Origin of the sequence: Pseudomonas sp. Irchel s3a18 (assembly GCF_900187535.1) — a bacterium.
Lineage (GTDB): Bacteria > Pseudomonadota > Gammaproteobacteria > Pseudomonadales > Pseudomonadaceae > Aquipseudomonas.
In genome coordinates this window covers 658,689-673,003 of the sequence record NZ_FYDV01000001.1, presented here as the reverse complement: position 1 = coordinate 673,003, position 14,315 = coordinate 658,689, and the positions used below count along the sequence as shown (strand labels likewise).

General features: G+C 59.5%; 14 protein-coding genes. 7 read left to right on the top strand and 7 right to left on the bottom strand.

The window, feature by feature from the left end:
- Window positions 1-155 precede the first annotated feature (155 nt).
- Together CKW29_RS02780 and CKW29_RS02775 are read left to right on the top strand one after the other, a co-directional pair.
- Window positions 156-818 carry a hypothetical protein gene (locus CKW29_RS02780; protein ID WP_095146620.1) on the top strand — a complete coding sequence of 221 codons (663 nt, stop codon included), beginning with the start codon at window positions 156-158 and terminating at the stop codon, window positions 816-818.
- Window positions 819-987: 169 nt separating this feature from the next.
- Complete coding sequence (locus CKW29_RS02775) at window positions 988-2,346, top strand: MATE family efflux transporter (RefSeq protein ID WP_095147899.1); 1,359 nt, start codon at window positions 988-990, stop codon at window positions 2,344-2,346.
- A gap of 67 nt (window positions 2,347-2,413) precedes the next feature.
- Here the strand turns inward: CKW29_RS02775 and CKW29_RS02770 are convergent, their stop codons facing one another.
- From CKW29_RS02770 to CKW29_RS02755, 4 genes are all read right to left on the bottom strand, one after another.
- Window positions 2,414-3,067, bottom strand: coding sequence for a peroxiredoxin (locus CKW29_RS02770; RefSeq protein WP_095147898.1), 654 nt, complete (start codon window positions 3,065-3,067; stop codon window positions 2,414-2,416).
- A gap of 223 nt (window positions 3,068-3,290) precedes the next feature.
- Window positions 3,291-3,908, bottom strand: coding sequence for a hypothetical protein (locus CKW29_RS02765; protein WP_177452377.1), 618 nt, complete (start codon window positions 3,906-3,908; stop codon window positions 3,291-3,293).
- Between the two features lie 139 nt (window positions 3,909-4,047).
- Window positions 4,048-5,133 (bottom strand): NAD(P)-binding domain-containing protein, encoded by a 1,086-nt coding sequence (locus tag CKW29_RS02760; RefSeq protein ID WP_095147897.1) that lies wholly within the window; start codon window positions 5,131-5,133, stop codon window positions 4,048-4,050.
- Window positions 5,134-5,169: 36 nt separating this feature from the next.
- Window positions 5,170-5,517, bottom strand: a complete 348-nt coding sequence (locus CKW29_RS02755) for a helix-turn-helix transcriptional regulator (protein ID WP_095147896.1) — start codon at window positions 5,515-5,517, stop codon at window positions 5,170-5,172.
- 433 nt (window positions 5,518-5,950) lie between these two features.
- Here CKW29_RS02755 and CKW29_RS02750 point away from each other — a divergent pair, with 433 nt between their 5' ends.
- The 3 genes from CKW29_RS02750 (at window position 5,951) to arsJ (ending at window position 8,633) form a co-directional block, all read left to right on the top strand.
- Window positions 5,951-6,307 carry a metalloregulator ArsR/SmtB family transcription factor gene (locus CKW29_RS02750; RefSeq protein ID WP_095147895.1) on the top strand — a complete coding sequence of 119 codons (357 nt, stop codon included), beginning with the start codon at window positions 5,951-5,953 and terminating at the stop codon, window positions 6,305-6,307.
- A gap of 88 nt (window positions 6,308-6,395) precedes the next feature.
- Window positions 6,396-7,400, top strand: coding sequence for an ArsJ-associated glyceraldehyde-3-phosphate dehydrogenase (locus CKW29_RS02745; protein ID WP_095147894.1), 1,005 nt, complete (start codon window positions 6,396-6,398; stop codon window positions 7,398-7,400).
- Between the two features lie 12 nt (window positions 7,401-7,412).
- Window positions 7,413-8,633: an organoarsenical effux MFS transporter ArsJ gene (gene arsJ / locus CKW29_RS02740; RefSeq protein WP_095147893.1), complete on the top strand. Its 1,221-nt coding sequence runs from the start codon at window positions 7,413-7,415 to the stop codon at window positions 8,631-8,633.
- Between the two features lie 83 nt (window positions 8,634-8,716).
- On the opposite strand, the gene arsN2 is transcribed toward arsJ, so the two are convergent.
- Window positions 8,717-9,157 (bottom strand): arsenic resistance N-acetyltransferase ArsN2, encoded by a 441-nt coding sequence (gene arsN2, locus CKW29_RS02735; protein ID WP_095147892.1) that lies wholly within the window; start codon window positions 9,155-9,157, stop codon window positions 8,717-8,719.
- 178 nt (window positions 9,158-9,335) lie between these two features.
- Window positions 9,336-10,190 (bottom strand): CAP domain-containing protein, encoded by an 855-nt coding sequence (locus tag CKW29_RS02730; protein WP_095147891.1) that lies wholly within the window; start codon window positions 10,188-10,190, stop codon window positions 9,336-9,338.
- 200 nt (window positions 10,191-10,390) lie between these two features.
- Here CKW29_RS02730 and CKW29_RS02725 point away from each other — a divergent pair, with 200 nt between their 5' ends.
- Together CKW29_RS02725 and mqo are read left to right on the top strand one after the other, a co-directional pair.
- Complete coding sequence (locus tag CKW29_RS02725; RefSeq protein WP_095147890.1) at window positions 10,391-11,011, top strand: cell wall hydrolase; 621 nt, start codon at window positions 10,391-10,393, stop codon at window positions 11,009-11,011.
- Window positions 11,012-11,469: 458 nt separating this feature from the next.
- Window positions 11,470-13,116, top strand: coding sequence for a malate dehydrogenase (quinone) (mqo, locus tag CKW29_RS02720; protein WP_095147889.1), 1,647 nt, complete (start codon window positions 11,470-11,472; stop codon window positions 13,114-13,116).
- Window positions 13,117-13,411: 295 nt separating this feature from the next.
- Here mqo and CKW29_RS02715 read toward each other — a convergent pair whose 3' ends face one another.
- Window positions 13,412-14,293, bottom strand: a complete 882-nt coding sequence (locus CKW29_RS02715) for a LysR substrate-binding domain-containing protein (RefSeq protein ID WP_095147888.1) — start codon at window positions 14,291-14,293, stop codon at window positions 13,412-13,414.
- Window positions 14,294-14,315: the final 22 nt, after the last annotated feature.

Sequence of the window (14,315 nt, the reverse complement as noted above, 5' to 3'; positions counted from 1 at the left end):
TTCAGGCACTCATCGTTGCCAGCGACATCACCAAGGGGCTGCTTCATTGCCCGGCAGCCGATCCGTGGTTTGTTACTACACTGAAGTACGGGCGGCTATGCCCCTGAGGCACAATCGACACGCATCATTCCACTGATTTTCATGAGGTAAGGCGTATGCAAGGTGCTGGCGAGCAAAAGCGGGTCCGGGTGCTCGATCCGGTCGAGCGTGTCACGGAGGTGATCTTCGGCCTGCTGATGGCCATGACGTTCACCGGCACCATCAGCGTGGCAACGGCGGGGCAGGAGGCCGAGCGCACCATGATGATCGCGGCGCTGGGCTGCAACCTGGCGTGGGGGTTGGCTGACGCGGTGATGTACGTGCTGCGCAGCGTCATCGAGCGCACCCGCAACCACACGTTGCTGACGACCCTGCGCGGTGGCGCGGACGCCACCACCGGCCAGGCGCTCATCGCCGATGCGCTGTCGCCACGCCTGGCCACCGCCGCCGGCAGCGATGGCCTTGAACTGTTGCGCCAGCGGCTGATCGACAACCCGGGCCTGCCGCTGAAGTCGGGCTTGCACCTGGAGGATTTCAAGGGCGCGTTGGGCGTGTTCCTGCTGGTGGTGTTGTCGACGTTCCCGCTGGTGGTACCGTTCCTGTTGCTGGAGGAGACCGCACTCGCGGTGCGCCTGTCCAATCTGGTGGGCCTGTGCGTGCTGTTCATCGCCGGGTGGATCCTGTCGAAATACGCCGGTGCAAAACCCTTGTTTGGCGCTGTGGCACTGGCCGTGACCGGTGCCGTGCTGATCGCCGCGATCATTGCGCTCGGCGGATAAGGGCGAACCGCGCCGGGCAAGCCATGCCGGTGATGGGCATTGACGAGGACGGGGGTGAGGGGATAGAACCGCTGCACTCGTCTATGTCCCGGACCTGTACAGTGACCCGCACCTTGAGCTCAGTCTCATTGGTTCCGTTCGCCACATCCCCAGCCGAGATGGATCCTCCATGCAAACCCCCGTCACCCAACGCCCCCTCTGGAAAACCTACCTGCTGTTCCTCGCCCCGATGGTCCTGTCCAACTTCCTCCAGTCCATGTCGGGCACAGTCAACAGTATCTATATCGGGCAAATGCTCGGCACCCAGGCGCTGGCAGCCGTGTCCGGGATGTTCCCCATCGTGTTCTTCTTCATTGCCCTGGTCATCGGCCTCGGTGCCGGGGCAGGGGTGTTGATCGGTCAGGCCTGGGGGGCTCGAGAGCCAGCTTTGGTGAAGGCGATTGCCGGCAGCACCTTGTTGCTGGGGGCGATGATCGGGCTGGTCGCCGCCGTGCTGGGCAGTGTGTTTGCGCGTCACGCGTTGCAAGGGTTGGGAACCCCGGCGGATGTGCTCGAAGAGGCGGTGGCCTATGCGCGGGTGATGATGTGGATCATGCCGCCGTTGCTGGTGTTTGTGCTGTTTACCCAGTTGCTGCGTGGGGTCAGCGATACGCTCTCGCCCTTGTTGGCGCTGGTGGTGTCGACCTGCGTCGGGCTGTTGCTGACGCCAGCGTTGATTCGCGGTTGGTTCGGCTTGCCGCAAATGGGCATCCAGAGCGCTGCGCTGGCGGGCCTGGCGGGTAACCTGGCGGCCATGGCGATGCTGGCGTGGCGCTTGAATCGCAAGGGCCATGCCCTGGCGCTGGATCGCGCGCTGTTGGCGGCGATGCGTCTGGACCGGGCAATCCTGGCCAAGGTACTGCGCATCGGGTTGCCGACGGGGTTGCAGATGGTGGTGATTTCCCTGTCGGAGTTGGTGATCCTGGCCCTGGTCAACCAGCACGGTTCCCAGGCCACGGCCGCCTATGGGGCGGTCACGCAGATCGTCAACTACGTGCAGTTCCCGGCCCTGTCGATTGCGATCGCCGCATCGATCCTGGGTGCCCAGGCCATCGGCGCCGGGCGAATCGAGCGTATTGGGCCGATCCTGCGCACCGGGTTGCTGATCAACCTGGGGCTGACCGGTGGTTTGGTGCTGTTGGGCTACTTGCTGTCGCACTGGTTGCTGGGGTTGTTCATCACCGAGCCTGCGACCCGGGCCCAGGCGGCACACCTGTTGCACATCATGCTCTGGAGTATGCTGGTATTCGGTTTCCAGGCGGTGATTGGCGGCGTGATGCGCGGCAGCGGAACGGTGATGGTGCCGATGGCGATCTCGGTGTTCTGCATCCTTGGCGTGGAGTTGCCGGTGGCATACCTGCTGGATGCGCGCTTCGGGCTGCAAGGGGTGTGGATGGCGTTTTCAGTGGCTTACCTGAGCATGCTGGCGCTGCAGACCACCTACTACAAACGGGTCTGGCAGTATCAGAAAATCGAGCGACTGGTATAGGGCAGCTCTGCCCATGGAGCAAAAACGCCCGGTGCTGTGGCGACAGCCCGGGCGTTTTGCTGTTTCCTTACTTCGGCGCCGGGATGGTGCGCAAGTAAGGCAGTTTGGCGTCGAAGTTGCCGTACTTCTCGCGGGCCTGATCATCATTGAGGGTCAGGGCGACGATCACATCCTGGCCCGCCAACCAGTTGGCCGGAGTAGCCAGTGGCACGTTGTAGGTCAACTGCAGTGCGTCCAGGGCACGCAGCACTTCGGCAAAGTTGCGACCCACGGACATGGGGTAGGTCATCGAGAGCTTGAGCTTCTTGTCCGGGCCGATGATGAACACCGAGCGCACAGTGGCGGTATCGGCGGCAGTACGGCCATCGGGCAGGTAGGCTTCGGCCGGGAGCATGTCGAACGCCTTGGACACGGCCAACCCTTCATCGGCAATGATCGGGAAATCGGCCTTGGTGCGGCAAACGCCTTCTATGTCAGCCTTCCATTTCTTGTGGGCCTCCACACCGTCTACCGACACACCGATGACCTTGGCGCCACGCTTGGCCCATTCGTCGGCCAGTTGCGCAACGGCACCGAATTCGGTGGTGCACACGGGAGTGAAGTCCTTCGGGTGAGAAAAGAGAATGGCCCAGCCCGAGCCTATCCAGTCGTGAAAATCGATGGAGCCCTGGTCCGTGTCGGCGTTGAAGTCGGGAACGAGGTCATTGATGCGCAATGCCATGGGAGTCTCCTTCTGAGGGTGCGTGAATTGCAAGCCTGGAACAGCCTAGCCCGGATTTGCCTGGCTGTGGGCGTGTGAATCGAACAGGACTGTATCGCCATGTGAGTGTAGGAGGGCTGAGGAAGTGTCGTCGGTCGTGGAGGGTGGCTTTCGATCCATGGCTGTCATTCGCGCAATCGTTGGATGGGTGACTTGTTTCTGCATCGACAGGATTGCCACGAACTTACTTCAGCGTGAATGCTGTTTTGAGCGGTATGACAACCTTGCGCACGTTGTCCTTAAGAGTGATTTCTATTGTCCAGATGCCTACGGGATCGCCAGGCTCTGCGAGGAAATCGATCACGGGGGCGGCGAGGTATATATTGCTCGGCTCCTCCTTGAGGTGTCCTTGAAAACAAACGACATCTCGTTGATTGATCGATTCTGTACCGTCCGGCCTGATGACTTTCAAATCGCACGTTATGTTCGCTTCGTGATTGGCATCCAGCTCCGGATTAGCAAAGAAGGTCAGCGTGAAGATTCTTTCACCCAAGGTAACCATTCGTGCTTCGTTAAACACGGGAGCGGTTTCGGGTGGAGTATTCCACTTTTTCTCCCAATCGGGATCGGAAGTGGTTAACAGCCAGCCACCAAACTCTCCGATGGATCGTCTTGATGCCGTGTCGGGGGATGGATTGCCATTTGAATCCATCCAGTAGCCGGCATACACACTGGACCATGAAAAAGACATCGCGATGAGAGCGGTGAGCAATCGAAAGTTCATGAGCGACTCACTATAAGTAGGCGCTATAAACGGCGTCATGTTTTGCGCAATTTGTATCTGATAACGCGCCATGTTCATGTGCAATGCCCTGTTCTGCTTGAGTGTAGCGGCAGAAACCGCGACACAGGGCCCAGAGAAGGAGCGGCACGTGCGATGGCATGAACAGGGGCTGATGGTCGGCTTGTGGCTGTGGGTTGCACCGATCGAAGCAACAGGGTCAAGGCCGCACTGCGGGCAGCCACTCTGCATCATAGGTACGCAGGTAGTGCAATAGATGCGGCAAGATGTATCCGGAGTCAGCGCCCACTCCTCTGAGGGTGGCCGACGCAAAGTTGCGCTGTTTTGGCAGCCCTACAAAGTACAAACCGGGGACGTGCGTAGCGAGTCCATCACGCTGCATGACTCGTCCGCGGTCATCCATCACGGGCAAACCTTCGAGAAATGGCAGATTCGGACGGAACCCTGTCGCAAACACTAAAGTGTCTACACGCTCATGCTGACCATTCGTCCAGATCACACCTGTTGAAGTGGTCTGTGTGAACATCGCCTGTTGCGTGAAGTATCCGGCTTTCAACGCCTTTTTGTAGGTGCCATCGTCGAGCACAGGCGTACTTTGGTCACTTAGCCAGCGGGTTTTCTCCAGGCCTGTCCATTTCAACCAGAAGTGAAAGTCCGCTCCCAGAATTCGCTGCGCAACGAATCGAATCGGCTCTCGGGTAGCCAGCGTGACGGTGGCCACTTTGGCTAGATCATGAGCGATCTGCACGGCCGAGTTCGCAGCGCCAATCACAACGATGCGCTGCCCGCTGAAAGCCTCTGGATTCCGATACTCGGCACTGTGAAGGTGAGCGCCACTGAAGTTTTCGAGTCCTGGAACATCGGGTATATAGGGGCGACTAAAGGCTCCCGATGCTACGACCACGGCTCTCGCCAACATGCGCTGTCCGTTGGCGGCCGTTATCTGGAATCCCCCATCTTCCTGATCTACCCGCACGACCTGAGTATCTTGGAGAATAGGCAGCTGGAAAAGGTCGGCATACTCCTTCAGGTACCGCACCACTTCGTCGCGAACAGGGTAGTGGCCTGGCGCTCCAGGGAACGGCAATCCCGGTAGCGAGGAATAGGCTGCCGGCGAGAACAGTTCGAGGCTGTCGTAGTAGTGACGCCAGTTCCCGCCAGGTTGCGATTGCTCGTCGAGAATGAGGGCGTTGAGCCCCTGCTGCTTAAAGTGCCAGCCGCTGGCCAGTCCAGCCTGGCCAGCCCCGATGACAACAACATCGAACGGTTGGTTTATTGTGTTCATATGTGCGCACCTATGCACTTATTTGGTCAAATAACATCAATCCGATCTACCTGGGCAGCACAGTGGCGTCATGTTCTTGGTGTGGCGGAGGATGTCTTCCAGGCGTTGGATGATGGCGGGGCCATCCACCTCGTAGAACATCTGCCGGCCAACCTTCGTGGCACGAACGATCCCTGCTTCAAGTAACACCTGGAGATGGCGAGAGACGACCGAACGTTCCTGGGGCAATTGAGCCGCAATTTCGGTGACATCTGCTCGGCCTAACAACATTACGCGCTTCAGCACGGCGACTCGTGGTGGTTCGCACAGGGCCTTGAAGAACGCGCCATCAATCGATTCGATGGCGGCCTCGATGGCTTTGGCTCGGGTAAGGGATGTAGTCATGTGGCGACTATATGTGCATGCTGGCGCACATGTAAAGCCTGAAAAGGGTCGGAGCTGCTCCTGTGAGGTTGAGGTATGGAAGCGTCTAGTGCAGCCGTGATGAGCGATTGAATAACAATATTTGGATATACGACGAATCGAATGTGAATTGCCAGAATTGCTCGTAAATTCATCACTGATAGCGCACTGATGCGAGCAAAGTCAGAGGTTAATCAGTGATCCTGGCTGCCAGCGATACATTCAGCAAACTTTACATCATATTCGTATAATCATATATTCATGCATCACAGCCTTGACGATACTTGGCAATAACCTGAAGAACGTGCGCGCTGTTCGTTTGGGTGGCGAGGGAAGGGCATCTGTTACACCCTTTACCGGATTCCTGAATGCCTCAAGATGCTTGTGCTGGTGGCAACCAGACAATGAGACCTCTATGACTGACCATCTGACACCCACCACCGTATTCAAATGCCTGGCTGACGAAACGCGTATTCGCCTGATGCTGCTCATCGTCCGTGAGGATGAATTGTGCGTGTGTGAGTTGACCTGCGCACTCAATGAGAGCCAGCCGAAGATTTCGCGCCACTTGGCGCAATTGCGCACTTGCGGCTTGCTGGAGGACCGTCGGCAAGGTCAGTGGGTCTATTACCGCCTGCACCCCAGTCTGCCTGACTGGGTGGTTGCCATTCTGAAAACCACTCTGGATGCCAACCAGCACTGGCTCAGTCCAGACGCCAAGCGACTCGAGGAGATGGGTGACCGCCCGCAGCGGCTTGCTGCCTGCTGCTGAGTCGCGCCGGGCCTATCAGCGACATCAGCCAGTTCGACATTACCCCATCGATATTGCCCGCCGACAGCGGCCTTAAGAGAGCATGAGCATGAGTATCAAAGTAGGGATCAACGGTTTCGGTCGTATCGGTCGTCTTGCCCTGCGTGCAGCCTGGAGCTGGCCGGAGTTCGAGTTCGTGCAGATCAACGATCCGGCAGGCGACGCCGCGACTCACGCGCACCTGATCAACTTCGACTCGGTGCATGGCCGCTGGAACGAAGAAGCCAGCGCCGAGGGCGATCATGTTGTGATCGGCGGCAAGCGCATCAAGGTGACCGCTAACAAAGAGATTGTCGACACCGATTGGTCGGGCTGCGATCTGGTTATTGAAGCCAGTGGCAAGATGAAAACCGTTGCTGTACTCCAGGCCTTTCTGGATCAGGGCGTGAAGCGCGTGGTGGTGTGTGCGCCCGTCAAGGAGGCAGGGGCACTGAACGTCGTCATGGGCGTCAACCAGCACCTGTTCGATCCGGCGCAGCACCGCATCGTCACCGCTGCTTCCTGTACCACCAACTGCCTGGCTCCGGTGGTCAAGGTGATTCATGAGCACCTGGGCATTCGCCATGGCTCAATTACGACCATCCACGACCTGACCAACACCCAGAGCATTCTCGACCAGCCGCACAAGGATCTGCGTCGTGCTCGTGCCTCGGGCATGAGTTTGATCCCGACTACCACGGGTTCGGCCACTGCGATTGCCGAGATCTTCCCCGAGTTGCGCGGCAAGCTGAACGGCCATGCCGTGCGCGTACCGCTGGCCAACGCCTCTCTGACCGATTGTGTGTTCGAAGTGGCGCGCGCCACTTCGGCCGATGAGGTCAATGCGCTGTTCAAGGCTGCCGCCGCTGGCCCGTTGAAAAATATCCTCGGCTATGAGGAGCGCCCCCTGGTCTCCATCGACTACCGCACCGACCCGCGCTCCTCGATCATTGATGCACTGTCGACCATGGTGGTCAATGACACCCAAGTGAAAATCTACGCCTGGTACGACAACGAATGGGGGTACGCCAACCGTGCTGTCGAGTTGGCCTGGCTGGTCGGCTCGGCCGTTTGACAAGGAGCGATCATGACGGCGTTGTCAGCCCTTTCCCCGCCAGTGCGCCAGTACCTGGTGGTCACCGGTAACTACTGGGCCTTTACCCTGACCGATGGCGCGCTGCGCATGTTGGTGGTGCTGCATTTCCACACGCTGGGCTACACGCCACTGCAAATCGCTGCACTGTTCCTGTTCTACGAGATCTTCGGTGTCATCACCAATCTGGTGGGCGGCTACCTTGGCGCTCGCCTGGGCCTGAACCGCATCATGAACATTGGCTTGGGCCTTCAGGTGGTCGCCTTGCTGATGCTTACGGTGCCTGCCGTCTGGCTGACCATCCCGTGGGTCATGGGGGCGCAGGCGATGTCGGGTATCGCCAAAGACCTCAATAAGATGAGCGCCAAGAGTTCGATCAAGCTGCTGGTGCCAAATAATCAGCAAGGCACGTTGTACCAGTGGGTGGCGATCCTCACTGGATCGAAGAACGCCCTGAAAGGGGTTGGCTTCTTCCTCGGTGGTGCGCTGTTGGCCTTGCTGGGATTCACAGGCGCATTGCTGGCAATGGCCGCGGTGCTGGCGCTGATCTGGTTAGCCAGCCTGTTCCTGTTGAAGAAGGATCTGGGCAAAGCCAAGGCTAAACCAAAGTTCCGCGACATCCTCTCCAAGAGCCGGGCGATCAATATCCTCTCGGCGGCGCGGATGTTTCTCTTCGGTGCCCGTGATGTGTGGTTCGTGGTGGCGTTGCCGGTCTACCTGAGCACCGTGTTTGCCTGGAGCTTCTGGCGGGTGGGTGGCTTCATGGCCGCTTGGGTCATCGGCTATGGCATCGTGCAGTCATTGGCCCCGAACATCACCGGGAAAAAGCGTGCTCACGTTCCCGATGGGCGAGCGGCCTCGGTTTGGGCCGCGTTGCTGGCCGGACTGCCTGCTGCCATTGCAGTGGGTCTCTCAGCGGGCTGGTCGCCTCAGATTGTGCTGTTGGGTGGGCTGATGGTGTTTGGCGCGTTGTTTGCGGTGAACTCATCCCTGCACAGCTATCTGATCGTTTCCTACGCGAAGGAGGATGGGGTGTCGCTGGATGTAGGTTTCTACTACATGTCCAACGCACTGGGCCGGCTGATCGGCACGATCCTTTCAGGCTGGGTTTATCAGTCCCATGGACTGATGGCTTGCCTGTGGATTTCCTCTGGCTTTGTGTTGCTCGCCGCGTTGATATCCATTGCCTTGCCCAGGCACGCCACCCAGGCTTGAGCGCCTGGAGGGCAGTGGCTTGGCTCGACCTCGCGCATACCCAGCGCGATGGCGGTTGCCGGTAATGCGAGCTTTTATCGGTGTCAATCACCGACGCTAAGCGTTTTGCACAGATAGATCGCTGAGGAGCCGCATAGTGTTGAGAATTGAGCCGTTTGGCTGATCGAGTCCGGTGCAGCGCAGCGATCCAGGCGTGAGTACCCATGAGCACTGAAGAAGTCTGCAGCACTATTGGTCAGCAGATGCAGCGCAAGCACGTTATGGCCACAGGCGTAACGCTCCAGGGCAGCAAGCATGCGTGTCCCAATTCCTTGGCCACGCCTGGAGTCAGCAACAACCATTGAGCGCAGCAGCCGATCTGGGCCTTCGCCTTCTAACCCCCCATACGCAATCCAATCCCCATCCAACTCGAAACGGAAGAATTGCTGGCCCGGTTGCCCCACGTCGTCAAACGGCAACCCTGAACCGCTTAATGCAAGGCGAAGTTTTTCGAGTTCAGCCCCCTCAACGGGTTTCATGAGCATGCTTGTCTCCTCTGGCGACCAACAATTTATAGACTCAATCCGCAGCGCCAGGTGAACAGGCTGGCGGCGGTATTCGTTGTTTTGGCCTGGGTCGTCGTTGCCGTTACGGTCTGGGGCATTTACGTTCACTGAGTCCAACGCGTTACGTTGCCAGGCTGGTCGCGGTCGAGCGACGACTTCATGGCGTGCCGAACATCGCCGTCCAGTAGATGCCCGCATCGCTCTTGGGATCAACCGCATAGGCGGCGCCCAGTTCACGGTACTGCGGGTTCATCAGGTTGGCGCAGTGGCCGGGGCTGGCCAGCCAGCCATCGATCACTTTGCGCGGGGTGTCCTGGCCGGCGGCGATGTTCTCGCCGATCTGCTGGCCACTGTAGCCCGCCAGTTCTGCCCGGTCTCCGGGGGTACGGCCGTCGCGGTCCTTGTGATCCAGGAAGTTGTTGTTGGCCATGGCGCGGGTGTGGGTTTCGGCCGCGGTTGCCAGTGTCGGGCTCCAGGCCAGCGGCGTGGCCGCGACAAAGGCCTGGGCGCCGCACTGGCGTGGCTGCTGGCGGGCGCTGTTGATCATCGTGAGCAGCTTCTGTCCTTCGGCCTGCCAGTCTCCAAGGCCTCCGGTCAGCAAGGGGCGGGCCAGGACGATGCGCCACTCGCGTCCGGCTCGGCTGACGCCGATATCGACGAACTGCGGGTCCAGCACCACCTGGCAAAAACTTTCCTGTACCGCTTTCATGGCGGCCTGAGGGTCATTGGGACCCTTGAGGCTGATCATCTGCACGTTGACCATCGGGTAAGCCGCGCGTGCCATGGCTTGCTGCAGGTCGCCGATGTTGCTCGCCGCGGGCAGCACCAGCCGCGGTTCGGCCGCCAGCGGCGGCAGTTCCAGGGACGCCTGGCCCGCACAGCGCTGGACCTGGCTGCGGTAGCTGTTGATCGAATCGATCAATTGCGTTGCATCGCTGGCCACGGCGGTGGCAGCGCACATCACGCCCAGCGACAACGCGGCAAGACGGATAACGGATGACAGGACGTGCATGGGGTTCTCCCTTGAACTGACTGGGCACATGATGCGCGATTTTGCCTCCCGCCGCGCAATGGCTTTTCTGGCTGATGGGCAATGGGTTGTCCATTGGTGGACGGGAATGTTTTGCCGCCCACCGTGTCGACTCATTAGAGGGCTGCGACTCACCCAGGGTGGCCGGCGGCTCAACCCGAGTTCAGGTAGAAGGTCCGACGATGCGCCCGGTGTGGATAGCCAGTGGTCTTGTTATCGCGTTACTGGGCGCTCAAGTGTTCGCCGCTGATGCTGTGCGAAACCCGGCCGCGGTCGAGGGCAAGGCCCAGGTCCTGGAGGAGAAGGCCGCCGACAAGGACGGTGCGACACCGCGACCCAAGGTTGAAACCATAACGCCCGCGGAAGTGCAGGTGGTCGATCCGGCAGGCCGCGCGCCGCTGGACGATGCCATTACCTGCCTGTCGCGGACCATTTACTGGGAGGCCAAAGGGATTGGTGCGGCCGATATGGAAGGGGTCGCCAACATAGTGATGAACCGCCTGGGTCATGAGGGTTTCCCCGATACGGTGTGCGCCGTGGTCAAGCAAGGGGTCGAGACGCGGACCTGCCAGTTTTCCTGGTGGTGTGACGGGCGTCCGGATCAGGTAGAGGAGGAGGCGCCCTACGCGACAGCCAAGGAAATCGCCCGCAAGGCCCTCAACCAGCAACTCAGGGACCGCACCCGTGGCGCCCTGTATTTCCATGACAGGACGGTAAAACCGGAGTGGGTGAGGGTGTACGTCAAGACCGCCGAGACCCGGAAATTCCTGTTCTATAAACCCCGAGGTGGCACGGCCCGCTGAATCCAAGTGCATCAGGTCTTGCCGGGTGGTCATCCAGTCAGGAAATGAGAAACAGAAGCGCCTTCGTTGAGCGCGACACCTGAGGTAGAATGTCGCGGCAAGGAGGCTCGCGGCGTTGGGGATCACAGGTTCGGTGTGTTGATGCGCCTACCTGTGTGAGCGCCGCGAAGCAGTTGACGGGCGCAGGTGGGTAAGCGGGTCTAAGCTGTTTATTCACTGTGTTCGATGATGTACCCACAAGTATTAGTGTCACCCAAGTAGCTGAAGCCAATGACTAACAAAAAGTCAGCGCAGGAGGGGCCTAAACGTGAGGTCGATCGAGTTTGTCGACCTTATATGTTCACCCAACAGTCTTTCTGAGAGCGGGGTTCGACGGCATGCAGCCTTGCATGCGGTGAGCCAGGGCGCCTCATGGAGACGAACGCGGGTGAATGGCGTTCTATCCTAGGTATTACCGTATGTTGAAGAAAATGAACAAGGGGCTACTCGGCCTGGCCATGTCGATGGCCCTTATGCCTGTGCATGCAGCCGAAACCAAGAAAGTCGATGTCCTGCTGATCGGTGGCGGCATCATGAGTTCGACACTGGGCGTCTGGCTCAATGAGCTCGAGCCGGGCATGTCGATGGAAATGGTCGAGCGTCTCGATGGCGTCGCCCTGGAAAGCTCCAACGGCTGGAACAACGCCGGTACTGGTCACTCCGCCCTGGCCGAACTGAACTACACGCCGCAAGACAAGAACGGCAACGTCGAGATCCCCAAGGCCATTGAAATCAATGAAGCCTTCCAGATCTCCCGTCAGTTCTGGGCCTGGCAGGTCAAGAATGGCGTCCTGAAGAACCCGCATTCGTTCATCAACTCCACACCGCACATGAGCTTCGTGTGGGGCGATGACAACATCAAGTTCCTGAAGAAGCGTTACGAAGCTCTGCAGGCAAGCCCGCTGTTCGCTGGCATGCAGTACTCCGAAGACCCGGCGCAGATCAAGAAGTGGGTTCCATTGATGATGGAAGGCCGTGATCCGAACCAGAAGATCGCCGCCACCTGGTCGCCGCTGGGTACCGACGTGAACTTCGGTGAGATCACCCGTCAGTTCGCCAGCTACCTGCAAACCAAGCCGAACTTCTCCCTGAAGCTGTCGAGCGAAGTCGAAGACATCGTCCGCAACGAAGACGGCGGCTGGCGCGTTACCTACAAGAACCTGAAAGACGGTACCGAGACCCAGACCGACGCCAAGTTCGTGTTCATCGGCGCCGGTGGCGGTGCACTGCACCTGCTGCAGAAGTCGGGCATTCCTGAAGCGCGTGAATATGCCGGTTTCCCGGTAGGTGGCTCGTTCCTGGTGACCGAGAACCCGACCATCGCCGAGCAGCACCTGGCCAAGGCCTACGGCAAGGCCTCGGTTGGTGCGCCGCCGATGTCGGTTCCCCACCTGGACACCCGCGTGCTGGATGGCAAGCGCGTGATCCTGTTTGGCCCGTTCGCGACCTTCTCGACCAAGTTCCTGAAAGAAGGCTCGTACCTGGACCTGCTGACCACCACGACCACCCACAACGTCTGGCCGATGACCAAGGTCGGTATCAAGGAATACCCGCTGGTCGAGTACCTTGCTGGCCAGCTGATGCTGTCTGACGAAGACCGCCTCAACGCCTTGAAAGAGTACTTCCCGAACGCCAAGGCTGAAGACTGGCGCCTGTGGCAAGCCGGCCAGCGCGTGCAGATCATCAAGCGTGATGAAGCCGCCGGTGGCGTGCTGAAACTGGGCACCGAGATCGTGGCTTCCGAAGACGGCAGCATTGCCGGCTTGCTTGGCGCATCGCCCGGTGCATCCACCGCAGCGCCGATCATGCTGACCGTGCTTGAGAAGGTCTTCAAGGACAAGGTCGCAACCCCGGCCTGGCAGGAAAAGCTGCGCCAGATCGTTCCGAGCTATGGCACCAAGCTCAACAATGATCCGGCCCGTGTAGCCCAGGAATGGGCTTACACCAGCAAGGTCCTGGAACTGGACCCACCACCGGCAATCAACCCGGCACTGGCTCCGACCACGGCACCTGCTGCCCCGGCCAAGCCACAGCCGAGCAACCCGGCTGCTGACATGGCCCTGTAAGTCATTGCCCCGGCCAACACGGTTGGTTGGGGCGCAGGCTTCAAGCTGATGTGAAAGAACCCCGGCCAGTGACGTAATGCTGTTCAGTTAAAGTGATGAGGTCGCAATTGTAGGAGCGAGCTAGCTCGCGATGGACGTTAACGATTACGCGTACTTTCTGAGTAATCACGTAGTTCTTGAGTTCATCGCGAGCGCGCTCGCTCCTACAAAGGTCGGCGTACGCTTAATTGAACAGCATTGCGGCCAGTGCCGGGGTTTTTTTATCTTCTGGATCCCACAGATTTCTGTGGTGTTCTCAGGGCTGCTGGAAAAACCAGTCCAGTACCGCCTGGCGCGTCGGGTGTAAGGCGCTGGAAGGTTGCAGGTACAAGGTGTAGGCACCACCGGTTCTCAGGGCGGGGCCGAAGGGAATGATCAGTTCGCCGCGATGGATGTGCTCCTGCGCCAGTGTCTGGTCGGTCATGGCAATGCCCAGCCCGCGCGCGGCGGCATCCAGGGCCAGTTCGTCGAGGTTGAAGGTGATGTGCTTGCAATCCTTGGCGGGTTCCAGCGATTGCGCCTTGAACCAGGTTGCCCATTCCAGCTGCCCCGTTGAAGCATGAATCAATGGATAGCCACCCAGTGCTTCGCGGGAGGAGGGGGGCGGTTTGCCGTTGACCGAAGTTGGCGCGCACACCGGTACCAGAAACTCTTCGAACAGCACGTGGTGCGTCCCATCGTCCGGCACGGCGGGCAGGTAGAGAATGCAGGCGTCGCATTCCCCTGACGGGTCGACCCGCTCGGTGGCCACGGTTTCAATCGACAGTGCCAGGTCAGGGTAGCGCGCATAAAAATCGGTCAGGCGGGGCAAGAGCCAGCGCACGGCGAGCGACACGTGGACCCGCAGGCGAAACGGCGAATCCCGCGGTGCCAAGCGCTTTTCCAGGGCCTGCAAGTCGTCCAGCATCTTGCGTGCGGTTTCAAGCACTTCCTTGCCTTCGACGGTCAGCGACACGCTGCGGCTGCTGCGAATCAGCAGCGCAACGCCGTAGTGGCTCTCCAGTTGTTGAATCTTTCTGCTGACCGCGCTCTGGGTCAGGCACAGCCGTGCCGCCGCTTCGGTGAAGTTGCTGGCGGTCGCCACTTCGACAAAGGCCTGAAGGGCTTGCAACGAGGGCGGTCGAAAGAATTTATCCATGCGAAAACCGAATGAATGGATG

What these genes read in the sequence shown, in the direction of transcription:
- mqo (WP_095147889.1), top strand. Translation starts at nt 11,470, where the DNA reads ATGTTGAAGAAAATGAACAAGGGGCTACTCGGCCTGGCCATGTCGATG.
- CKW29_RS02770 (WP_095147898.1), bottom strand. Translation starts at nt 3,067, where the DNA reads ATGGCATTGCGCATCAATGACCTCGTTCCCGACTTCAACGCCGACACG.
- CKW29_RS02750 (WP_095147895.1), top strand. Translation starts at nt 5,951, where the DNA reads ATGACTGACCATCTGACACCCACCACCGTATTCAAATGCCTGGCTGAC.
- arsJ (WP_095147893.1), top strand. Translation starts at nt 7,413, where the DNA reads ATGACGGCGTTGTCAGCCCTTTCCCCGCCAGTGCGCCAGTACCTGGTG.
- arsN2 (WP_095147892.1), bottom strand. Translation starts at nt 9,157, where the DNA reads ATGCTCATGAAACCCGTTGAGGGGGCTGAACTCGAAAAACTTCGCCTT.
- CKW29_RS02745 (WP_095147894.1), top strand. Translation starts at nt 6,396, where the DNA reads ATGAGTATCAAAGTAGGGATCAACGGTTTCGGTCGTATCGGTCGTCTT.
- CKW29_RS02715 (WP_095147888.1), bottom strand. Translation starts at nt 14,293, where the DNA reads ATGGATAAATTCTTTCGACCGCCCTCGTTGCAAGCCCTTCAGGCCTTT.
- CKW29_RS02775 (WP_095147899.1), top strand. Translation starts at nt 988, where the DNA reads ATGCAAACCCCCGTCACCCAACGCCCCCTCTGGAAAACCTACCTGCTG.
- CKW29_RS02755 (WP_095147896.1), bottom strand. Translation starts at nt 5,517, where the DNA reads ATGACTACATCCCTTACCCGAGCCAAAGCCATCGAGGCCGCCATCGAA.
- CKW29_RS02760 (WP_095147897.1), bottom strand. Translation starts at nt 5,133, where the DNA reads ATGAACACAATAAACCAACCGTTCGATGTTGTTGTCATCGGGGCTGGC.
- CKW29_RS02725 (WP_095147890.1), top strand. Translation starts at nt 10,391, where the DNA reads ATGCGCCCGGTGTGGATAGCCAGTGGTCTTGTTATCGCGTTACTGGGC.
- CKW29_RS02730 (WP_095147891.1), bottom strand. Translation starts at nt 10,190, where the DNA reads ATGCACGTCCTGTCATCCGTTATCCGTCTTGCCGCGTTGTCGCTGGGC.
- CKW29_RS02780 (WP_095146620.1), top strand. Translation starts at nt 156, where the DNA reads ATGCAAGGTGCTGGCGAGCAAAAGCGGGTCCGGGTGCTCGATCCGGTC.
- CKW29_RS02765 (WP_177452377.1), bottom strand. Translation starts at nt 3,908, where the DNA reads ATGAACATGGCGCGTTATCAGATACAAATTGCGCAAAACATGACGCCG.